19 protein-coding genes are annotated in these 16775 nt (G+C 73.1%); 11 read left to right on the plus strand and 8 right to left on the minus strand.

Features of this window, described 5'->3' with window-relative positions:
* The first annotated feature begins 65 nt into the window (after nucleotides 1-65).
* From ACZ42X_RS25775 to ACZ42X_RS25810, 8 genes are all read left to right on the plus strand, one after another.
* A complete protein-coding gene (locus ACZ42X_RS25775; protein ID WP_468294597.1) occupies nucleotides 66-572 on the plus strand; it encodes a hypothetical protein in 507 nt (168 codons plus the stop codon).
* A gap of 132 nt (nucleotides 573-704) precedes the next feature.
* On the plus strand, nucleotides 705-1895 hold the full coding sequence (locus tag ACZ42X_RS25780) for a cytochrome P450 (RefSeq protein WP_468294599.1): 1191 nt from the start codon (nucleotides 705-707) through the stop codon (nucleotides 1893-1895).
* Between the two features lie 13 nt (nucleotides 1896-1908).
* The gene (locus ACZ42X_RS25785; RefSeq protein ID WP_468295194.1) at nucleotides 1909-2100 is read left to right on the plus strand and encodes a ferredoxin; all 192 of its coding nucleotides are present in this window, start codon (nucleotides 1909-1911) and stop codon (nucleotides 2098-2100) included.
* Between the two features lie 155 nt (nucleotides 2101-2255).
* Nucleotides 2256-3764 carry a DUF4246 domain-containing protein gene (locus ACZ42X_RS25790; protein WP_468294602.1) on the plus strand — a complete coding sequence of 503 codons (1509 nt, stop codon included), beginning with the start codon at nucleotides 2256-2258 and terminating at the stop codon, nucleotides 3762-3764.
* Between the two features lie 115 nt (nucleotides 3765-3879).
* Nucleotides 3880-5124: an MFS transporter gene (locus ACZ42X_RS25795; RefSeq protein WP_468294605.1), complete on the plus strand. Its 1245-nt coding sequence runs from the start codon at nucleotides 3880-3882 to the stop codon at nucleotides 5122-5124.
* A 45-nt stretch (nucleotides 5125-5169) separates the two neighbouring features.
* A complete protein-coding gene (locus ACZ42X_RS25800) occupies nucleotides 5170-5577 on the plus strand; it encodes a hypothetical protein (protein ID WP_468294608.1) in 408 nt (135 codons plus the stop codon).
* Between the two features lie 40 nt (nucleotides 5578-5617).
* Entirely contained in the window at nucleotides 5618-6010 is a 393-nt protein-coding gene (locus ACZ42X_RS25805; protein WP_468295197.1) for a thiol-disulfide oxidoreductase DCC family protein, read from the plus strand.
* Nucleotides 6011-6024: 14 nt separating this feature from the next.
* Complete coding sequence (locus ACZ42X_RS25810) at nucleotides 6025-6843, plus strand: TetR/AcrR family transcriptional regulator (RefSeq protein WP_468295199.1); 819 nt, start codon at nucleotides 6025-6027, stop codon at nucleotides 6841-6843.
* Here the strand turns inward: ACZ42X_RS25810 and ACZ42X_RS25815 are convergent.
* Together ACZ42X_RS25815 and ACZ42X_RS25820 are read right to left on the minus strand one after the other, a co-directional pair.
* Nucleotides 6809-8233: a metallophosphoesterase gene (locus ACZ42X_RS25815; RefSeq protein ID WP_468295202.1), complete on the minus strand. Its 1425-nt coding sequence runs from the start codon at nucleotides 8231-8233 to the stop codon at nucleotides 6809-6811. The two genes, ACZ42X_RS25810 and ACZ42X_RS25815, sit on opposite strands and share 35 nt — an antisense overlap.
* A gap of 18 nt (nucleotides 8234-8251) precedes the next feature.
* Complete coding sequence (locus ACZ42X_RS25820; protein ID WP_403549731.1) at nucleotides 8252-8503, minus strand: SCO4848 family membrane protein; 252 nt, start codon at nucleotides 8501-8503, stop codon at nucleotides 8252-8254.
* 94 nt (nucleotides 8504-8597) lie between these two features.
* Between ACZ42X_RS25820 and ACZ42X_RS25825 the strand changes: the two genes are divergently transcribed.
* Nucleotides 8598-9845, plus strand: a complete 1248-nt coding sequence (locus ACZ42X_RS25825; RefSeq protein WP_468294612.1) for a D-alanyl-D-alanine carboxypeptidase family protein — start codon at nucleotides 8598-8600, stop codon at nucleotides 9843-9845.
* Here ACZ42X_RS25825 and ACZ42X_RS25830 read toward each other — a convergent pair.
* The 4 genes from ACZ42X_RS25830 to ACZ42X_RS25845 are packed head-to-tail and all read right to left on the minus strand — an operon-like array spanning nucleotide 9778 to nucleotide 12585.
* Entirely contained in the window at nucleotides 9778-10680 is a 903-nt protein-coding gene (locus tag ACZ42X_RS25830; protein WP_468294615.1) for a YihY/virulence factor BrkB family protein, read from the minus strand. The two genes, ACZ42X_RS25825 and ACZ42X_RS25830, sit on opposite strands and share 68 nt — an antisense overlap.
* Nucleotides 10681-10689: 9 nt before the next feature.
* Nucleotides 10690-11091, minus strand: coding sequence for a GtrA family protein (locus ACZ42X_RS25835; protein WP_468294618.1), 402 nt, complete (start codon nucleotides 11089-11091; stop codon nucleotides 10690-10692).
* Nucleotides 11088-12071, minus strand: coding sequence for a decaprenyl-phosphate phosphoribosyltransferase (locus tag ACZ42X_RS25840; RefSeq protein WP_468294621.1), 984 nt, complete (start codon nucleotides 12069-12071; stop codon nucleotides 11088-11090). Before ACZ42X_RS25840 ends, ACZ42X_RS25835 begins: the two co-directional genes overlap by 4 nt.
* A complete protein-coding gene (locus ACZ42X_RS25845) occupies nucleotides 12064-12585 on the minus strand; it encodes a phosphatase PAP2 family protein (protein ID WP_361421002.1) in 522 nt (173 codons plus the stop codon). The genes ACZ42X_RS25840 and ACZ42X_RS25845 overlap by 8 nt, the downstream gene beginning before the upstream one ends.
* A 178-nt stretch (nucleotides 12586-12763) precedes the next feature.
* Between ACZ42X_RS25845 and ACZ42X_RS25850 the strand changes: the two genes are divergently transcribed.
* Nucleotides 12764-14161 carry an FAD-binding protein gene (locus ACZ42X_RS25850; RefSeq protein ID WP_468294625.1) on the plus strand — a complete coding sequence of 466 codons (1398 nt, stop codon included), beginning with the start codon at nucleotides 12764-12766 and terminating at the stop codon, nucleotides 14159-14161.
* Between the two features lie 13 nt (nucleotides 14162-14174).
* Complete coding sequence (locus ACZ42X_RS25855) at nucleotides 14175-14930, plus strand: decaprenylphospho-beta-D-erythro-pentofuranosid-2-ulose 2-reductase (protein WP_468294628.1); 756 nt, start codon at nucleotides 14175-14177, stop codon at nucleotides 14928-14930.
* A gap of 21 nt (nucleotides 14931-14951) precedes the next feature.
* Here ACZ42X_RS25855 and ACZ42X_RS25860 read toward each other — a convergent pair whose 3' ends face one another.
* Both ACZ42X_RS25860 and trpS read right to left on the minus strand, forming a co-directional pair.
* On the minus strand, nucleotides 14952-15545 hold the full coding sequence (locus ACZ42X_RS25860; RefSeq protein WP_468294631.1) for a 2'-5' RNA ligase family protein: 594 nt from the start codon (nucleotides 15543-15545) through the stop codon (nucleotides 14952-14954).
* A gap of 133 nt (nucleotides 15546-15678) precedes the next feature.
* Nucleotides 15679-16692: a tryptophan--tRNA ligase gene (trpS, locus tag ACZ42X_RS25865; protein WP_468294633.1), complete on the minus strand. Its 1014-nt coding sequence runs from the start codon at nucleotides 16690-16692 to the stop codon at nucleotides 15679-15681.
* Nucleotides 16693-16775: the final 83 nt, after the last annotated feature.

Raw genomic sequence — 16775 nt, forward strand, 5'->3', positions numbered from 1 at the left:
GGGCCCGTTTCTGTACGCTCTTCCGTACAGGAACGGGCCTTCGTGGTTGTCAGGAACGGGGACAGATGAGCGAGCCGAATCCGTACGCGGGCGGGGAGTACAGGGACGGGGAGTACACGTGGGGCCCGGCGCATCCCCCGGGGGCACCCGGGTACGGATACCCCGGCGGCGCGCCGGGGTACGGCTACCCGCAGCACCCGTACCCGCCGGTCCCGGCCGGCGGCGCGGGGGCGCCCCTGCTGTCCATCGGTGACATCACCGTCCTGGCGGACTCGATCGTGACGCCCGCCGGGACCATGCCGCTCAAGGGCGCGGTGTGGAACGCCACCGACATGTCGCGCACGGAGGAGAAGATCCCGACGCACGCGGTCGTGCTGGCGGTCGTCTTCGCCGTGTTCTGCCTGCTGGGGCTACTGTTCCTGCTGATGAAGGAGAAGCAGACGGTCGGCTTCATCCAGGTCACGGTCAGCAGCGGCGGGCGGTACCACTCCACGATGATCCCGGCGACGGGCCCCGAGACGTTCCACATCGTGATGAGCCAGCTCAACTACGCGCGCTCGCTCAGCGTCTAGCGGCCGGGCTCGCTCGTCCGTCCCGGTGGTTTGGCCGAACTGCGCGTAGACCGACTAGGTGCCTCGGGCATGTAGTGGAGATCGGTACGGAGCACGACCGCTCCGTCGCCGATACACGCTTGTGAGGCCACCATGACGGAAACCGTCGCGTTCCCTCAGGACCGCACCTGCCCCTACCACCCGCCCACCGCCTACGCACCGCTGCGCGAGGCGCGGCCGCTGTCCCGGGTCACGCTCTACGACGGCCGCTCGGTGTGGGTCGTCACCGGACACGCGGCCGCGCGCACGCTGCTGACCGACCAGCGCCTGTCGACCGACACCACGCACAAGGCGTTCCCCATCCCCACGGAGCGCTTCGCCGCCGTACGCGACCAGCGCCGTGCCGCGCTGCTGGGGTACGACGATCCGGAGCACAACGCCCAGCGGCGGATGCTCATCCCCGGCTTCACGCTCCGGCGGACGGCGGAGCTGCGGCCCCGCATCCAGGCGACCGTGGACGAGCTGCTCGACGCGATGGTCGAGCAGGGGCCGCCGGCCGAGCTGGTGTCGGCGTTCGCGCTGCCGGTGCCGTCCATCGTCATATGCGACCTGCTCGGTGTGCCGTACGCCGACCACGACTTCTTCGAGGCGCAGTCGCGCCGGCTGCTGCGGGGCCCGGCGGCCGAGGACACCAGGGAGGCCCGCGATCTGCTGGAGGGCTACCTCGGCGAGCTGGTTGACCGCAAACGCGCCAATCCCGGGGACGGGGTCATCGACGACCTCGTGGCGCAGCAGCTCGCGGCGGGGCACCTCGACCGGCAGCAGGTCGTGGACCTGGCGGTGATCCTGCTCGTCGCCGGTCACGAGACCACGGCGAACATGATCTCGCTGGGTACGTACACCCTGCTCCGGCACCCGGAGCAGCTGGCCGAGCTGAAGGCGGACCCGGGGCTGATGCCGGTGGCCGTGGAGGAGCTGCTGCGGTTCCTGTCGATCGCGGACGGGATGCTGCGGGTGGCCACGGAGGACATCGATGTCGACGGGGTGACCATCCGGGCGAACGACGGTGTCGTCTTCTCCACGTCGGTCATCAACCGCGACACGGCCGCGTACGCCGACCCCGACACGCTGGACTGGCACCGCTCGGCGCGCCACCACGTCGCCTTCGGCTTCGGCATCCACCAGTGCCTGGGGCAGAACCTGGCGCGCGCGGAGATGGAGATCGCGCTCACCTCCCTCTTCGGCCGGCTGCCGGGGCTGCGGCTGGCGGCACCGGCGGAGGAGATCCCGTTCAAGCCGGGCGACACGATCCAGGGGATGCTGGAACTCCCCGTGACCTGGTGAGTTGATGTCCGGTATGCGAATCTCCATCGACAAGGACGTCTGCATCGGAGCGGGCCAGTGCGCGCTGACGGTGCCCCGCGTCTTCACCCAGGACGACGACGGCTTCGGCGAGCTGATGCCGGGCGCCGAGCACGGCGCCGGCGAACCCCTGGTCCGCGAGGCGGCCCGCGCCTGCCCGGTGCAGGCGATCACCGTCTCGGACTAGTCCGCCCGCGCTCGTCCGCGCTCACCGGCCCGTCGGCCGGGGCCCGTCACCAGGGGCCCCGGCCGGCGGGCCGGACGGCCGTGCCCCGCGGCGGTGGTGTCGGTGCGCCGGGCTATCCTTCCCGGACCGCTCACCGACCGTAGGGATGACCAGAGTTGTCCGGCCTCTCCGCCTTTCCGCTGCCCTTTCAAGCCTCGCGTTCCATAGCCTTCGCGACACCCCGGACGCTGCGGGAGCTGCAGATGATGGAGTGCAGCGCCCACATCCGGGCGAAGCCCGGGTGGTTCGACAAGATGCACGACGCCGGCATCGTCGCGCGGTGGACGCGGGAGGCGGTCGCCCAGGGGCTCACCGAAGCGCAGGTCCGGTACGTGCTCGCGGAACTCGGGCACTACGCCGCGCTGCGGGACGGGCGGACCGGCATCGAGGTGTCCGCCGTCGACGGGGTGTGGCAGTCGGACACGCTGGTCGATGACGAGCTCACGTCCCGGCTGCGCGAGGCGGTCCGGGTCCTGGAAGAGGTGCCCGAGGCGGAACGGGACTGGCATCCGGGTTCGGACGGACAGGTGCTGGACCTGGTGCACCCCTCGCTGTTCTGCCTGGTGCGAGAGGTGAGCGGGGGGCCCGAGTGGGCCTGGAAGAACCCGACGGACCGCTACTCGAAGCACGAGTTCTCGGAGAGGTTCCAGTGGCTGCCCACGGATGTCGACGTCAGCGACGAGGGCGACGTGGCCTTCCGTTCGTACGTCAACAACGTCCACCCCGAGACCCATCACGCCCTCGCCGCCGTCCTGCCGGGCGTCTTCGCGCGCATGCTGCCGCTGTGGGAGAACGTGCTCACCGATCTGCGCCATCCGCGGCCCTTGCGGATCGAGGCCGATCCTTACGGGTGGTACGACTCGGAACCGGAGTTTCCGGACCCGTCTTCCTCCGGTGACGCCGCGGCCCGTGCGGAAGCCGTACGCGCGTGGGAAAAGGCCCAGGACGACTGGTGGGAGAACCGCCGCCCGGTCGTGCCGGACGCGCCGGACTTCACCCCGCCCGAGCTGCCCGGCGAGGCCGCCCGGGTCGACCTGCGCGGCCGCCGCCTCCAGGTCATCGTCAAGCTCGCCACCATTCATCTCACCCCGGAGAGGCCCGAGTACGCGGGCGGCTCCTGGCACGTGGAGGGGATGCTGAACGAGCGGATCGTCTCGACCGGCATCTACTACTGGGACAGCGAGAACATCACCGAGAGCCGGCTGAGTTTCCGCGCGGCGCTCGACGACCCGTACTACGAACAGAACGACGACGCGGGGGTGCGCGAGGTCTACGGCCTGGAGAACGAGGACGCGCTCAACCAGGTGCTGGGATCGGCGGCGACGCCGGCGGGTCGCTGTCTGGCGTTCCCGAACATCCTGCAACACCGCGTCGGCTCGTTCCGCCTCGCGGACCCCACCCGCCCGGGGCACCGCAAGATCCTCGCGTTCTTCCTGGTCGACCCCTCGACGACGATCGTCTCGACCTCCGACGTCCCGCCGCAGCAACCGTGGTCCGCCACCTCCACGATGACGCTCGAGCAGGCGAAGGCGTACCGCGAAGAGCTCATGCGGGAGCGCAAGTTCTTCGTGGCCGAACACAACGACCAGGTCTACGAACGGGAATTCTCCCTCTGCGAGCACTGACCGACGGCTCGGGTGAGGGCCCGCTCCGCCCTCACGGGGTCAGGGCCCGGGGAGCTTCGGGCTCCCGGGCCGCCCCTTCGTCCTTCCGGGGGTGGCGTTCAGTACTTTGCCGATCATGCCACCCTCTCCACCACCGCCTCATCCCCTGCGCACGCGCCCCTTTCAACTCCTGTTCGCCGGACGGGCCCTGTCCCTCACGGGTGACGCCGTCATCCCGGCCGCGCTCGCCATCGCCGTCCACCAGGCGACCGGCTCGACCTCCGCGCTCGCGCTCGTCCTCGCCTGCGCGATGCTGCCCAAGCTGCTCCTGCTGCCGCTGGGCGGCGTGGTGGGCGACCGGTTCGACGTGCGTACCGTCGCACTCGCCACCGACCTCGTACGCTGCGCCACCCAGCTCCTCGTCGGCCTCCAGCTGCTCAGCGGCCGGCCGAGCCTGTGGGTCGTCGCCACCGCCCAGGCGGTGGGCGGTGCGGCCGGGGCGTTCGCGCTGCCGACGACCTCGCCGCTGATCACGGGGACCGTCGCACCGGACGGCCTGGGCCGCGCCAACGCCGCCATGGGCGCGGCGGCGAGCGCCGCCCGGCTGGGCGGGCCCGCCCTCGCCGGGCTGCTCGTGGTGACCGCCGGGCCCGGCTGGGCGTTCATCCTGGACGCCGCGACCTTCGCGGCCGGCGCCGCGCTGCTCGCCGCCGTACGCGTCGCCCGCACACCGGTGGAGCGGCGGCCCTTCCTCACCGATCTACGGGAGGGGTGGCGGGAGGTCCGGTGCCGCGACTGGTACTGGAGCAGCCTGGTCGCGCACGCCGCCTGGAACGGCGCCGCCGCCGTGCTGACGACCCTGGGCCCGGCCGTCGCGCTGACCCGGCTGGGCGGCGCCGGCACCTGGGTGGCGTTCCTCCAGGCCGGCGCGGTCGGCCTGCTCCTGGGCTCCCTGCTGGCGGGGCGCGCCCGCCCCCGCCGCCCGGTCCTGACGGCGAACCTCGGCCTCGCCGCGTACGCCCTCCCCCTGGTGGCGCTGGCCGTGGCCGCGCCCGCTCCGCTGACCATCGCCGCGTACGGCGTCGCGCAGATGGGGCTCGGCTTCCTGACGCCGATATGGCAGACCACCGTCCAGCGGGCCATACCGCCGCACGCGCTGGCCCGCGTCACGTCGTACGACTGGCTGCTCTCGCTCGCCGCCATGCCCCTCGGGTACGCGCTCGCGCCGCCCGCCGCCGCGCTGTGGGGGCCGGGAGTGCCGCTCGTCGCCGCGGCGCTGATCGTGGCGGCCCTGTGTGCCGGCACGGCTCTGGTACCGGGGGTGCGGCGGGTGACCGGGGTCACCGACCCCCGCGTTGAACGTGTTCAAACCGAGGTCTAGAGTCAGTCCTGCCAGCTTTTGAACGCGTTCAAGGGAGGGTGGGGCATGGACCTCACTGTCGTCGCGTATGTCGTCTACCTGCTGATCAGCGTCGCGCTCACCATCTGGGTGGCGCGCACCCTCAGCCGAAACGGGCGGATCTTCCTCGCTGATGTGCTGAAGGGCGACGAGAAGCTCGCCGAGGCCGTCAACCACCTGCTGGTGGTCGGCTTCTACCTGGTCAACTTCGGCTTCGTCGCCCTCTACCTCAGCCAGGACGAGGCCGTCACCGACGCCCGGAACCTGTTCGAGGCGCTCTCGGTCAAGCTCGGGGTCGTGCTGCTCGTGCTCGGTGTGATGCACCTGGGCAATGTGTACGTGCTCAACAAGATCCGCCGGCGCGGGGCCATGGAGCGCCAGGCGGTGCCGCCGGTGCCGCCGCAGGGCTGGACCGCGCCCACTGCGCGCTGGTGAGCCGGCCGTGGCGACCGACCGGGTGGCGCCGCCCACCCCCGTGAAGCGGCTGACCGTGCTGTACGACGCGCAGTGCCCGCTCTGCGTCCACCTGCGGCACTGGCTGCTGCGCCAGCCGCAGCTCGTCCCGCTGGACCTGGTGCCCGCCGCCTCCGAGGAGGCGCGGCGCCGGTTCCCGGGGCTGGACCACCGGTCGACCCTGAACGAGATCACCGTCGTCGGGGACGCCGGCCAGGTCTACCGCTCCACCGCCGCCTTCATCGTCTGCCTCTGGGCGCTGGCGGAGCACCGGCCGAAGGCCCACTGGCTCGCCACCCCGGCCGGCCTGCCGTTCGCCCGGGCCACCGTCCTCGCCGCCGCCAAGTGGCGTGCGGCGACGGCCGGGAGCGGCTGCGAGGGCGGGCGGTGCGGGGTGCCGGGGATGCCCGGTTAGGCTCGGTCACCGTGATGGACGAGACGGACGAGAAGCGCAAGAAGGACGGGACCGACGTGACGGCCGAGGCCAACGCACCGGAAGCCAGGGGCGCGAAGGCGGGCCAGGCGGGCCAGGCGGCCAAGGCGCCGAAGGCGAAGGCTCCGCGCAGTGAGCAGACCCGCACCCTCATCCTCGAGACCGCGCTCCGGCTCTTCCAGGAACGCGGTTACGACAAGACGACGATGCGGGCCATCGCCCAGGAGGCGGGCGTCTCCGTCGGCAACGCGTACTACTACTTCTCGTCCAAGGAGCACCTCGTCCAGGGCTTCTACGACCGGCTGGCCGCCGAGCACGAAGTGGCGGTCCAGCCGGTCCTCGCGGGCGACCGGGAGCTGGCCGTCCGCATCCGCGACTCCCTGCTGACCTGGCTGGACGTCGCGGAGCAGTACCACCGCTTCGCCGCCCAGTTCTTCAAGAACGCCGCCGACCCCGAGAGCCCCCTCAGCCCCTTCTCGCCCGAGTCGGTCGCCGCCCGCGAGGCCGTGATCTCCATCCACCGGCGGGTGCTCTCCGGCTCCGACACCAAGACCGCGCCCGAACTGGAGGAGTTCCTCCCCCACCTGATGTGGCTGATGCACATGGGCCTGGTGCTGTACTGGGTGTACGACCGCTCGGACCGCGCCGACCGCAGCCGCCGCCTCGTCGAGCGCACCGCGCCCATCGCCGCCCGCGCCATCGCGCTCTCGCGCTTCCGGCTGCTGCGGCCGCTCGTACGTCAGGTGCACGAGGTGCTGGAGGAGTTCCTGCCGGGCGGCGTCACGCCTGCTGCGAAGCCAGCTCCACCAGCGTGATGTCCGAGGGCGCGCCGACTCGGACCGGCGGCCCCCAGGCCCCGGCGCCGCGCGACACGTACAGCTGCGTGTCGCCGTACTGTTCGAGCCCGGCGAGGGTGGGGTTGGCGAGGTCCGCGAGGACGTTGCCGGGCCAGAGCTGACCGCCGTGCGTGTGGCCGGACAGCTGGAGGTCGACCCCGTGCCGTACGGCGTCGTGGATGACGACCGGCTGGTGCGCCAGCAGCACGGCGGCGCGGGCCCGGTCGCGGTCGCCGAGGGCCCGTACGAAGTCGGGGCCGTCACCGTAGTTCTCGCCGGCCACGTCGTTGACCCCGGCCAGGTCGAAGCCGGCGATCTCGACGCGCTCGTTGCGCAGCGGGCGCAGCCCGAGCTCGCGGACGTGGTCGACCCACTCCTCGGCGCCGGAGAAGTACTCGTGGTTGCCCGTCACGAAGAAGGAGCCGTCGCGGGCGCGGAGCCGGGCCAGCGGCTCGGCGGCGGGGCCGAGGTTCTCCACGCTGCCGTCGACGAGGTCGCCGACGACGGCGACGAGGTCGGGCTGGGTGGCGTTGATGGTGTCGACGATCCGCTGGGTGTGGGCGCGCCCCAGGATGGGCCCGAGGTGGATGTCGCTCACCACCGCGATCCGGTACCCGTGCGCGCGGCGGCCCAGCTTGGCGAGCGGCACCGTCACCCGCTTGACGCGCGGGCCGCGCAGGACGCCGTAGGCGCCGTACCCGACGGTGCCGAGCGCGACGCCGGCCGCCGTGCCGCCGACGACGCGGGAGACGAAGAGCCGGCGGGAGAGGGCGGGAGAGGACCCGGGGCCTCCCGCTCCGGTCGCGGCGGCCTCGGCGGGCGCGGGCGCTTCGGCGGGCTCCGTCGGCGCCGGTGCTTCGGCTGCGGGTGCCGCGACTCCGGCGGGGGCCGGGGCTCCGGCGGAGTCCGCGGGCCGGGCACCTCCGGCACCTCCCGCAGTCAGAGCGGCTCCGGCGGCCATGGCGGTCCCGCAGACCCGGGGCAGGGCCGCTCCCGCCGCCTCCGCCGGCGCGGGCTCCGGCCGGACCGGGGGCTCGGCGGCCGCGGCACCCCGCGCCTGCAGCCACCGCCGCAGCAGCGGCCGCACCGCCTCGCCCACCACCAGCGCCAGCACCACGTACAGCAGCAGCGCCAGCCACAGGAAGCCCGGCCAGGCCAGCACGCGCTGGAGCCAGAACGGCGCGCCGGCCCGGCCCGCCGTCAGGGCGCCGAGCGACAGCAGCGGCAGCACCACCAGGGCGACCGTGCCCGCACGTCGCGCCAGGCTCCCGGGCAGCGTCACGTCGCGCACCAGGCGCCGCCATACGTACCAGTGCACCGCGCCCAGCAGACCGAGCACCACGACGATCGACACCACGACGAGCAGCACGGACACGGCCCCCACCCCCTAGACGCGGCGTGAGCCGCGACGCAGTGCGCGGACGCCGCGCAACCCGATGACCCCGACCACCGTCCCCAGAACAAAGGACGTCACGGCGAGCAGCAGATGAACCCAGAAGTACGCCGTCGGGTCGCCCGCGTCGTCGAAGGCGAGTCCACTCGCGTCCTTCCACAGGTTCTTGATGAAAGTGATCCAGATGACCCAGCTCCACACCCCGAACGCGAGCAGGAACCAGGAGGCGGAGCGGCTGAGCTTCATGGAGCCAGTATCGCCACCCCCGAAGGCGTGCCGTGCGCCGGGTCGGGTGTGGGTGGTCGCACCAACCACGAACGTGCCCTGTACGTTCTCGATCGTGTCAGCTCTGAAAAAGACCGCGTTGACGGTCACCGCCGCCGCGCTGCTCCCCGCCCTCACGGCTGTCCCCGCGTCGGCGGACACCAAGGAGGACAAGCAGCCCAAGCCGCCCGCGATCATGTCGACGGTCGGCGGCAAGGCGCTCGGCCGCCCGGGCACCCAGGTCAACCTGGCGCCCGGCGTACCGGTCCTCCCCAAGGAGGTCACGGGGCGCTCCTGGGTCGTCGCGGACGCGGAGAGCGGCGACGTGCTGGCCGCGCACAACGCGCACTGGCGGCTGCCCCCCGCCTCGACGCTCAAGATGCTCTTCGCGGACACGCTGCTCCCCAAGCTCGACAAGACGAAGTCGCACCTGGTGACCCAGCAGGACCTGGCGAAGGTGGGCGAGGGCTCCAGCCTGGTGGGGGTCAAGGAGAAGCAGACGTACACCGTCCACGACCTGTGGCTCGGCGTCTTCCTGCGCTCCGGCAACGACGCCGTGCACGTCCTGTCCGAGATGAACGGCGGCATCGCCCAGACCGTCAAGGACATGAACGCCCGCGCCGACGAACTCCAGGCGCTCGACACCCACGTCGTCTCGCCGGACGGTTACGACGCCGAGGGCCAGGTCTCGTCCGCGTACGACCTCACCCTCATCGCGCGCAGCGGCATGCAGAAGAAGGACTTCAGGGAGTACTGCTCGACACCACGCGCGCAGTTCCCCGGGGAGTTGAAGCCCGGGGACAAGAAGCGCGGGACGTTCGAGATCCAGAACACCAACCGGCTGCTCACCGGTGACCTCGGCATGATGCCGTACAAGGGCATCGCGGGCGTGAAGAACGGCAGTACGACGCATGCCGGCGCCACCTTCACCGGGGTGGCCGAACGCAACGGCAAGGTGCTGCTGGTGACGGTCATGAACCCGTCCGCGAAGGAGAGCCACGCCGTCTACAAGGAGGCGGCACGGCTGCTGGACTGGGGTTTCGCAGCGGCCGGGAAGGTGCGGCCGGTCGGTGAGCTGGTGCCGCCGAAGTCGGCGCGTACGGGCACCTCGGACACGCGGCAGATCGAGACGGGCACCGGCGAGGCGGCGACGAAGGCCCCAGTCACCGCGTCGCAGACCGGCGGCGGTGGCGCCGGGACGGCGCTGGCGGTGGCCGGCGGGGCGCTGGTGCTGCTGGCGGGCGCGGTGTTCCTGGTCAACCGCCGCTGGCCGCTTCCGGAGCTCGTACGCCGTCGTCGTCCGCCTCACTCAGGGAGCCGGTAGCCGTCCAGGCGGCGCAGTACAGCAGCAGCTTGGCAGTGAAGTTGATCCACAGCAGCAGCGCGACCGGCACGCCGAAGGCGCCGTACATCGACTTCGCCGCCACGCCGCTCATGTAGCCGCCGAGCAGCAGCTTCAGCGCCTCGAAGCCGACCGCGCCGATCAGCCCCGCGACGACGAGGCGGCGGCGCGGCGGCTCCACGCCGGGCAGCAGGGTCAGGACGTAGAGCAGGATCAGGAAGTCGGCGAGGACGGCGACCGCGAGGGCGCCGGCCTGGAGGAGCACGCCGCCGGCGCCGCTCTCGGGGATGCCGAGCCGCTCCGCGGTCCAGCCGACGGCGGTGGAGCCGAAGGCGGAGGCGGCGAGCGAGGCGAGGCCGGTCGCGCCGAGGCCGACGAGGATGACGGCGTCCTTGCCCTTGCGGACGAAGGGGTTGCCCTCGTCGCAGTCGTCGATGCGCCACACCGCGCGCAGGCAGTCGCGCATGGAACCGACCCAGTTGATGCCGGTGAACAGCAGCACGGCGCCGGCGACCAGCCCGACGGTGCCGGCGTTCGAGATGAGGGCGTTCAGGTCGAGCTGGTCGGAGATGCCGGGGACCTGCTCGGCGAGCGTGCCCTCCAGGCGGCGCACCTGCTCGTCGCTGAGGAGCGCCGCGCCGACGGTGGCGGAGACGGCGATCAGCGGGAAGAGGGCGACGAAGCTGACGAAGGTGATCGCGGCGGCGAGGCGCGTCCAGTGGACGCGGTCGAGGGTCTCGTACGAACGCCACGCGTGCGTCCGCAGGAGACGCGCGGCCCACGGGCCGATGAGGGGAAGCTTGGTCAGCCAGTCCATGGGGTCCGCCTACCCCCGTACACCGAAGACCAGGGTCCTCGTCCCCCAGAAACGCAGGAAGGTGGCGAGAACCATGCCGACGCCGAGGCCGGAGACCGTGTCGGCGAGCGGGGAGGTCAGCCCGAGGCCGTGGCGCGAGACGCCGAGGCAGGCCACCTGCACGGCGGCGCCCGCGAGGTTGACGCCGAAGAAGACCGCGTACCGGCGCAGGTCCAGGGCCCTGCGGCGGTAGGTGCCGAGGGCGTTGCCCAGGTAGGCGACCGTGCAGCCGGCGAGGAAGGAGACCGCCTTCGCGGCGAGCGGGTCGAGGGCCGTGCGGCGCAGCAGGAGGAAGACGGCGAGGTCGGCCGCGTACGCGACGCCGCCCACGCCGAGGAAGCCCAGGACCTCCCGTCGTCTCGTCCGGGTCAAAGGTCGGCGACCGCCATCCCGTACATCGCCGTCCACACGAGGCCGATGACGGCGAGGGGCCGGTCGCGCAGGACGACGTCCTCGGGCGCGCCGGCGGCGCCGCGGTCGGCGAAGACGGCGTAGCGGAGGACCGCGAGGATGAAGGCGATCATCGACAGCTGGCGCCAGGTGCCGCTGTTCTCCAGGGCCCAGAGGCAGTAGCCGAGGACGGCGACCCCGGCGGCGAGCTGCCAGACGAAGCGGAGGTAGCCGGTGGTGTACTCGGTGAGCAGCGCGCGCGTGGTGCCGTTACGGCCGGCCATCTGCACGGCTTCCGAGTACCGCTTGGCCGCCACCATGAACAGGGCGCCGAAGGCGGTGGTGATGAGGAACCAGCGCGAGAGCGGGATGGCGAGCGCGACACCGCCGATCATGGCGCGCAGGACGAAGCCGGTCGTGACGACGGCGAGGTCGACGACGAGGACGTGCTTGAGGCGCAGGCAGTAGGCGAACTGCATGAGCAGGTAGGCGGCGAGGAGGGCGGCCGTCATGGCGTTGCAGAGCACGGCCCCGCCGAGGAGCGCGCCCACCGCGAGCGCGCCGCCCGCCGCGTACGCCACGGGTACGGGCACCTCGCCCGCGGCGACCGGGCGGCGGCACTTGGCGGGGTGCGCCCGGTCGGCGTCGGCGTCGCGGGCGTCGTTGACGAGGTAGACGCCCGAGGCGGCGGCCGTGAACAGCAGGAAGACCACGCCGAGCTGGAGCGCGGTGTGCCGCGAGACGAGCTCGCCCGCGGCGGCGGGCGCGGCGACGACGAGCACGTTCTTCACCCACTGGCGCGGGCGCGCCGCCCGCAGCACCCCGAGCCCCACGGTGCGCAGCGCGGGCCGCCGCACCGGGCGGGGGGCCGTCGCGCGCGGTCCGGGCGGGTCGGTGACGCCGTGGGCCGTGCGGGGCGGGGGTGGGGCAGGGGGTGTCAGCCCGCCGCGGGCCTCACGCATCGCGCACCGCCCGCCCGTCCCGCGCCCAGCCCGCGCCCGCGAGGCCGGTCGCGGCGCCGAGCAGCGCGCCCGCCGCCACGTCCGTCGGGTAGTGGACGCCCACCACCAGGCGGGACAGGCACATCGCGGCGGCCAGCGGCGCGGTCACCCGGCCTGCGCGGGGGCGGAGGGCGGCGAAGAGGAGCGCCGCGGCGGTGGCGGAGGTGGCGTGGGAGCTGGGGAAGGAGTGCCGTCCGGCGGTACGGACGAGCGCGGGCGCGTCGCTCGGGCGGGGCCGGCGCACCACCCGCTTCGCGCCCATGCTCACCCCGTGCGCCGCACCGACGAGCGCGGTGGCCCGCAGCCAGGCCGCGCGCCGTTCCCGGTCGGCCGCCGCGCCCGCGAGCCCCGCGGCCAGCCACAGCGCCGCGTGCTCGCCGCCGGCCGACAGCACCCGCGCGGCCACCGCCACGGCGGGCCTGCGGCGCCCGGCGTCGCGTGCGGCGGCGAGCAGCCGGTGGTCGACGTATCGCATCTGCCACCCCTTTCTGCACCCCTCTGCATCGGAGGCGACTGTCGCCCGCCGGGCGTCTCATCGCACGGACATCTTTCCTGACACTCGTTTAATCACCCATTTCGGGGAGTCAGGCGATAAGCGGTACATCCCGCTCGAAATCATCTGGAAGGGGCATGGAACGACTTACCGTCGCCCCATGCCCACCGAGCCCGCCACCGAGTCCGTCACGGAGTCCGCCACCGAGCCCGCCACGGAGTCCCTCACCGGCTGGGGCCGCACCGCCCCCACCGTCGCCCGCGTCGTACGGCCCCGCACGTACGAGGAGGCAGCCGCCGCCGTCCGCGCGTGCGGTGCCCGGGGGGCCGTCGCCCGCGGCCTCGGCCGGGCCTACGGCGACGCCGCGCAGAACGCGGGCGGCGCCGTCCTCGACATGACCGCCCTCGCCCGCGTCCGCTCCCTCGACGCCGACGTGGGCGTCGTCGTCTGCGACGCCGGGGTCAGCCTCCACCACCTGATGGAGGTGCTGCTCCCGCTCGGCTGGTTCGTCCCCGTCACCCCCGGCACCCGCCACGTCACGGTCGGCGGAGCCGTCGCCGCCGACATCCACGGCAAGAACCACCACGTCTCCGGCTCCTTCACCCACCACGTACACGCCCTCGAACTCCTCACCGCCGAGGGCGAGATCCGCACCGTGGCACCCGGCACCGAGCTGTTCGACGCCACCGCCGGCGGCATGGGGCTCACCGGCGTGATCCTCGCCGCCACGATCCGGCTCCTGCCCGTCGAGACGTCCCTGATGTCCGTGGACACCGAACGCGCGGCCGACCTCGACGACCTGATGGGCCGTCTGACCGCGACCGACCACCGCTACCGCTACTCCGTCGCCTGGATCGACCTCCTCGCGCGCGGCGCCGCGACCGGCCGCGCCGTCCTCACGCGCGGCGACCACGCCCCGTACGACGCGCTCCCGGCCCGCGCGCGGCGCCGCCCGCTCGCCTTCCGCACCGGCCAGCTGCCCCCGCCGCCCCACCTGCCCTCCCGCGACGGGCTGCTGAGCCGCTCCGGCGTCCGCGCCTTCAACGAGCTCTGGTACCGCAAGGCCCCGCGCCGCCCCCGCACCGGGCAGCTCCAGCCGATCCCGGCCTTCTTCCACCCGCTCGACGGCGTGCCGCACTGGAACCGGGTCTACGGCCGCGCCGGTTTCGTCCAGTACCAGTTCGTCGTCCCGTACGGCCGCGAGGACACCCTGCGCCGCATCGTGCACCGGATCGCGCGCCGCCGCTGCCCGTCCTTCCTCGCCGTGCTGAAGCGCTTCGGCGAGGCCGGCTCCGGCTGGCTCTCCTTCCCGATGCCGGGCTGGACGCTGGCGCTGGACATCCCGGCCGGACTGCCGGGCCTCGGCGCGTTCCTCGACGCACTCGACGAGGAGGTGGCGGGGGCGGGCGGCCGGGTCTACCTCGCCAAGGACTCCCGGATGCGCCCGGAGACGCTGCGCGCCATGTACCCCCGGCTGCCCGACTTCCTCGCCCTGCGGGGCCGCCTGGACCCCGGCTCCGTCTTCACCTCGGACCTCGCCCGCCGCCTCGGCCTGTAAGGAGTACGCCGCCATGAAGGACGCCTTCGGCGCCCCCCAGTCCCTCCTGATCCTCGGCGGTACGTCGGAGATCGCCCTGGCCACCGCCCGCCGCCTGATCGCCGGCCGCACCCGGACCGTGTGGCTCGCCGGGCGCCCCTCCCCCGCGCTGGACGCGGCCGCCGCGTCGCTGCGGGAGCTCGGGGCCGTGGCGCACACGGTGCCGTTCGACGCCCTCGACACCGCCGCGCACGAGGAGACGCTCGGCAAGGTCTTCGCGGAGGGCGACGTCGACATGGTGCTGCTGGCCTTCGGCGTCCTGGGGGACCAGGCCCGTGACGAGGCCGTCCCGGCGGCCGCCGCGCAGGTCGCCCAGACCAACTACACCGGGGGCGTCTCCTCGGCGCTGGCCTGCGCCAACGCCCTGCGCGCACAGGGCCACGGCTCGCTGGTCGTGCTCTCCTCCGTGGCCGCCGAGCGGGCCCGCCGCGCCAACTTCGTCTACGGCTCCAGCAAGGCGGGCCTCGACGCCTTCGCCCAGGGCCTGGGCGACGCGATGCACGGCACCGGCGTGCACGTCATGGTGGTCAGGCCCGGGTTCGTACGAACAAAGATGACGGCCGGGCTCGCCGAGCCGCCGCTCGCGACGACCCCGGAGGCGGTCGCCCACGCCGTCGAGCAGGGGCTGCGGCGGCGCGCGGAGACGGTGTGGGTGCCGGGCGCACTGCGGCCGGTCATGTCGGTCCTGCGGCACCTGCCGCGCCCGGTCTTCCGCCGGCTGCCGTTCTGAGGGGCCCGCCGGCAGGACGGGTCAGCCGCGCGTCGGGGCCGGCTCGTCCACGGGTGCGCCCTGCGCGGGCACGCCGCCCTTCGTCGGGCGGCCGGCGCCGAACTCGTACGCGTGCAGCTTGCGCCACACTCCGTCCGCGCCCTGTTCGTAGAGCGCGAAGGAGCCGACGGTCCACGCCGCCTCGAAGCCGGCGAGCTCGTCGTACGCCCGGTCCATCGCCTCGTCGGGGATGCCGTGCGCGACGGTGACGTGCGGGTGGTACGGGAACGCCAGCTCGCGCGCCAGCGGCCCGGAGGGGTCGCGGACCTGCTGTTGGAGCCAGGAGCACGCCGACGCGCCCTCCACGACCTGGACGAAGACGACCGGCGACAGCGGCCGGAACGTGCCCGTGCCGCTGAGCCGCATCGGGAAGGAGCGGCCGGCCGCCGCGACGGCGGCGAGGTGCGCCCGGACCTCGGGCAGCCGCGCCGCGTCGACCTCGGTCGGGGGCAGGAGCGTGACGTGGGTGGGGATGCCGTGCGCGGCGGGATCCCCGAAGCCCGCGCGCCGCTCCTGGAGCAGGCTGCCGTAGGGCTCCGGGACCGCGATCGAAACGCCGAGCGTTACGGTCCCCACGTCGTTCTCCTCACTCCTCAGTCCAGTCGTCCGGTCGGTGCGGGCGCAGCGCCAGTGTGGCGGCTGCACCCGCCGCGTGGCCAGAGCCGTCGGGCCACCGCGCGAGCGCGCTCCGTGCTCGCTCCGTGCGTGCTCAGTGCTTCGCGGGCAGGAAGCCGATCCGGTCGTACGTCCGGGCCAGCGTCTCGCCGGCGACCGTCCGGGCCTTCTCCGCGCCCTTGGCCAGGATCGAGTCCAGCGTCTCCGGGTCGTCCAGGTATTCCTGCGTACGGGTCCGGAAGGGGGTGACGAAGTCCACGACGACCTCGGCGAGGTCGGTCTTCAGGGCTCCGTACAGCTTGCCCTCGTACGACCGCTCCAGGTCGGGGACGGAGGTGCCGGTGAGGGTGGACATGATCGTCAGGAGGTTGCTGACGCCCGGCTTCTCCTCCGGGTCGAAGCGGATCACGGTGTCGGTGTCCGTGACCGCGCTCTTCACCTTCTTCGCCGTCGTCTTCGGTTCGTCGAGCAGGTTGATCAGGCCCTTCGGGGTGGACGCCGACTTGCTCATCTTGGCGGTCGGGTCCTGCAGGTCGTAGATCTTCGCCGTTTCCTTCAGGATGTACGGCGCCGGGATGGTGAACGTCTCACCGAAGCGGGCGTTGAACCGCTCGGCGAGGTCCCGGGTGAGCTCGATGTGCTGGCGCTGGTCCTCGCCGACCGGGACCTGATGGGCCTGGTAGAGCAGGATGTCCGCGACCTGGAGGATCGGGTACGTGAAGAGGCCCACGGTGGCGCGGTCGGCGCCCTGCTTGGCGGCCTTGTCCTTGAACTGCGTCATGCGGCCGGCCTCGCCGAAGCCGGTGAGGCAGTTCATGACCCAGCCGAGCTGGGCGTGCTCGGGCACGTGGCTCTGGACGAAGAGCGTGCAGCGCTCGGGGTCGAGACCGGCGGCGAGCAGCTGGGCGGCGGCGAGCCGGGTGTTGGCGCGCAGCTCGGCCGGGTCCTGCGGAACGGTGATCGCGTGCAGGTCGACGACCATGTAGAAGGCGTCGTGCGACTCCTGCAGCGCGACCCACTGACGGACCGCGCCGAGGTAGTTGCCGAGGTGGAACGAGCCGGCGGTGGGCTGGATTCCGGAGAGCACACGAGGACGATCAGAGGCCATGCCCCTCATTCTCGCAGGTGCCGCCGACAGCTGGGGAACGGATCCCGCCCGCCCTCTGCGACGAAGAACACAGGGAGCGGGCG

The organism is Streptomyces sp. NPDC030862 (assembly GCF_055571835.1).

What these genes read in the sequence shown, in the direction of transcription:
- ACZ42X_RS25775 (WP_468294597.1), top strand. Translation starts at nt 66, where the DNA reads ATGAGCGAGCCGAATCCGTACGCGGGCGGGGAGTACAGGGACGGGGAG.
- ACZ42X_RS25780 (WP_468294599.1), top strand. Translation starts at nt 705, where the DNA reads ATGACGGAAACCGTCGCGTTCCCTCAGGACCGCACCTGCCCCTACCAC.
- ACZ42X_RS25785 (WP_468295194.1), top strand. Translation starts at nt 1,909, where the DNA reads ATGCGAATCTCCATCGACAAGGACGTCTGCATCGGAGCGGGCCAGTGC.
- ACZ42X_RS25795 (WP_468294605.1), top strand. Translation starts at nt 3,880, where the DNA reads ATGCCACCCTCTCCACCACCGCCTCATCCCCTGCGCACGCGCCCCTTT.
- ACZ42X_RS25800 (WP_468294608.1), top strand. Translation starts at nt 5,170, where the DNA reads ATGGACCTCACTGTCGTCGCGTATGTCGTCTACCTGCTGATCAGCGTC.
- ACZ42X_RS25810 (WP_468295199.1), top strand. Translation starts at nt 6,025, where the DNA reads ATGGACGAGACGGACGAGAAGCGCAAGAAGGACGGGACCGACGTGACG.
- ACZ42X_RS25820 (WP_403549731.1), bottom strand. Translation starts at nt 8,503, where the DNA reads ATGAAGCTCAGCCGCTCCGCCTCCTGGTTCCTGCTCGCGTTCGGGGTG.
- ACZ42X_RS25830 (WP_468294615.1), bottom strand. Translation starts at nt 10,680, where the DNA reads ATGGACTGGCTGACCAAGCTTCCCCTCATCGGCCCGTGGGCCGCGCGT.
- ACZ42X_RS25840 (WP_468294621.1), bottom strand. Translation starts at nt 12,071, where the DNA reads ATGCGTGAGGCCCGCGGCGGGCTGACACCCCCTGCCCCACCCCCGCCC.
- ACZ42X_RS25845 (WP_361421002.1), bottom strand. Translation starts at nt 12,585, where the DNA reads ATGCGATACGTCGACCACCGGCTGCTCGCCGCCGCACGCGACGCCGGG.
- ACZ42X_RS25850 (WP_468294625.1), top strand. Translation starts at nt 12,764, where the DNA reads ATGCCCACCGAGCCCGCCACCGAGTCCGTCACGGAGTCCGCCACCGAG.
- ACZ42X_RS25855 (WP_468294628.1), top strand. Translation starts at nt 14,175, where the DNA reads ATGAAGGACGCCTTCGGCGCCCCCCAGTCCCTCCTGATCCTCGGCGGT.
- trpS (WP_468294633.1), bottom strand. Translation starts at nt 16,692, where the DNA reads ATGGCCTCTGATCGTCCTCGTGTGCTCTCCGGAATCCAGCCCACCGCC.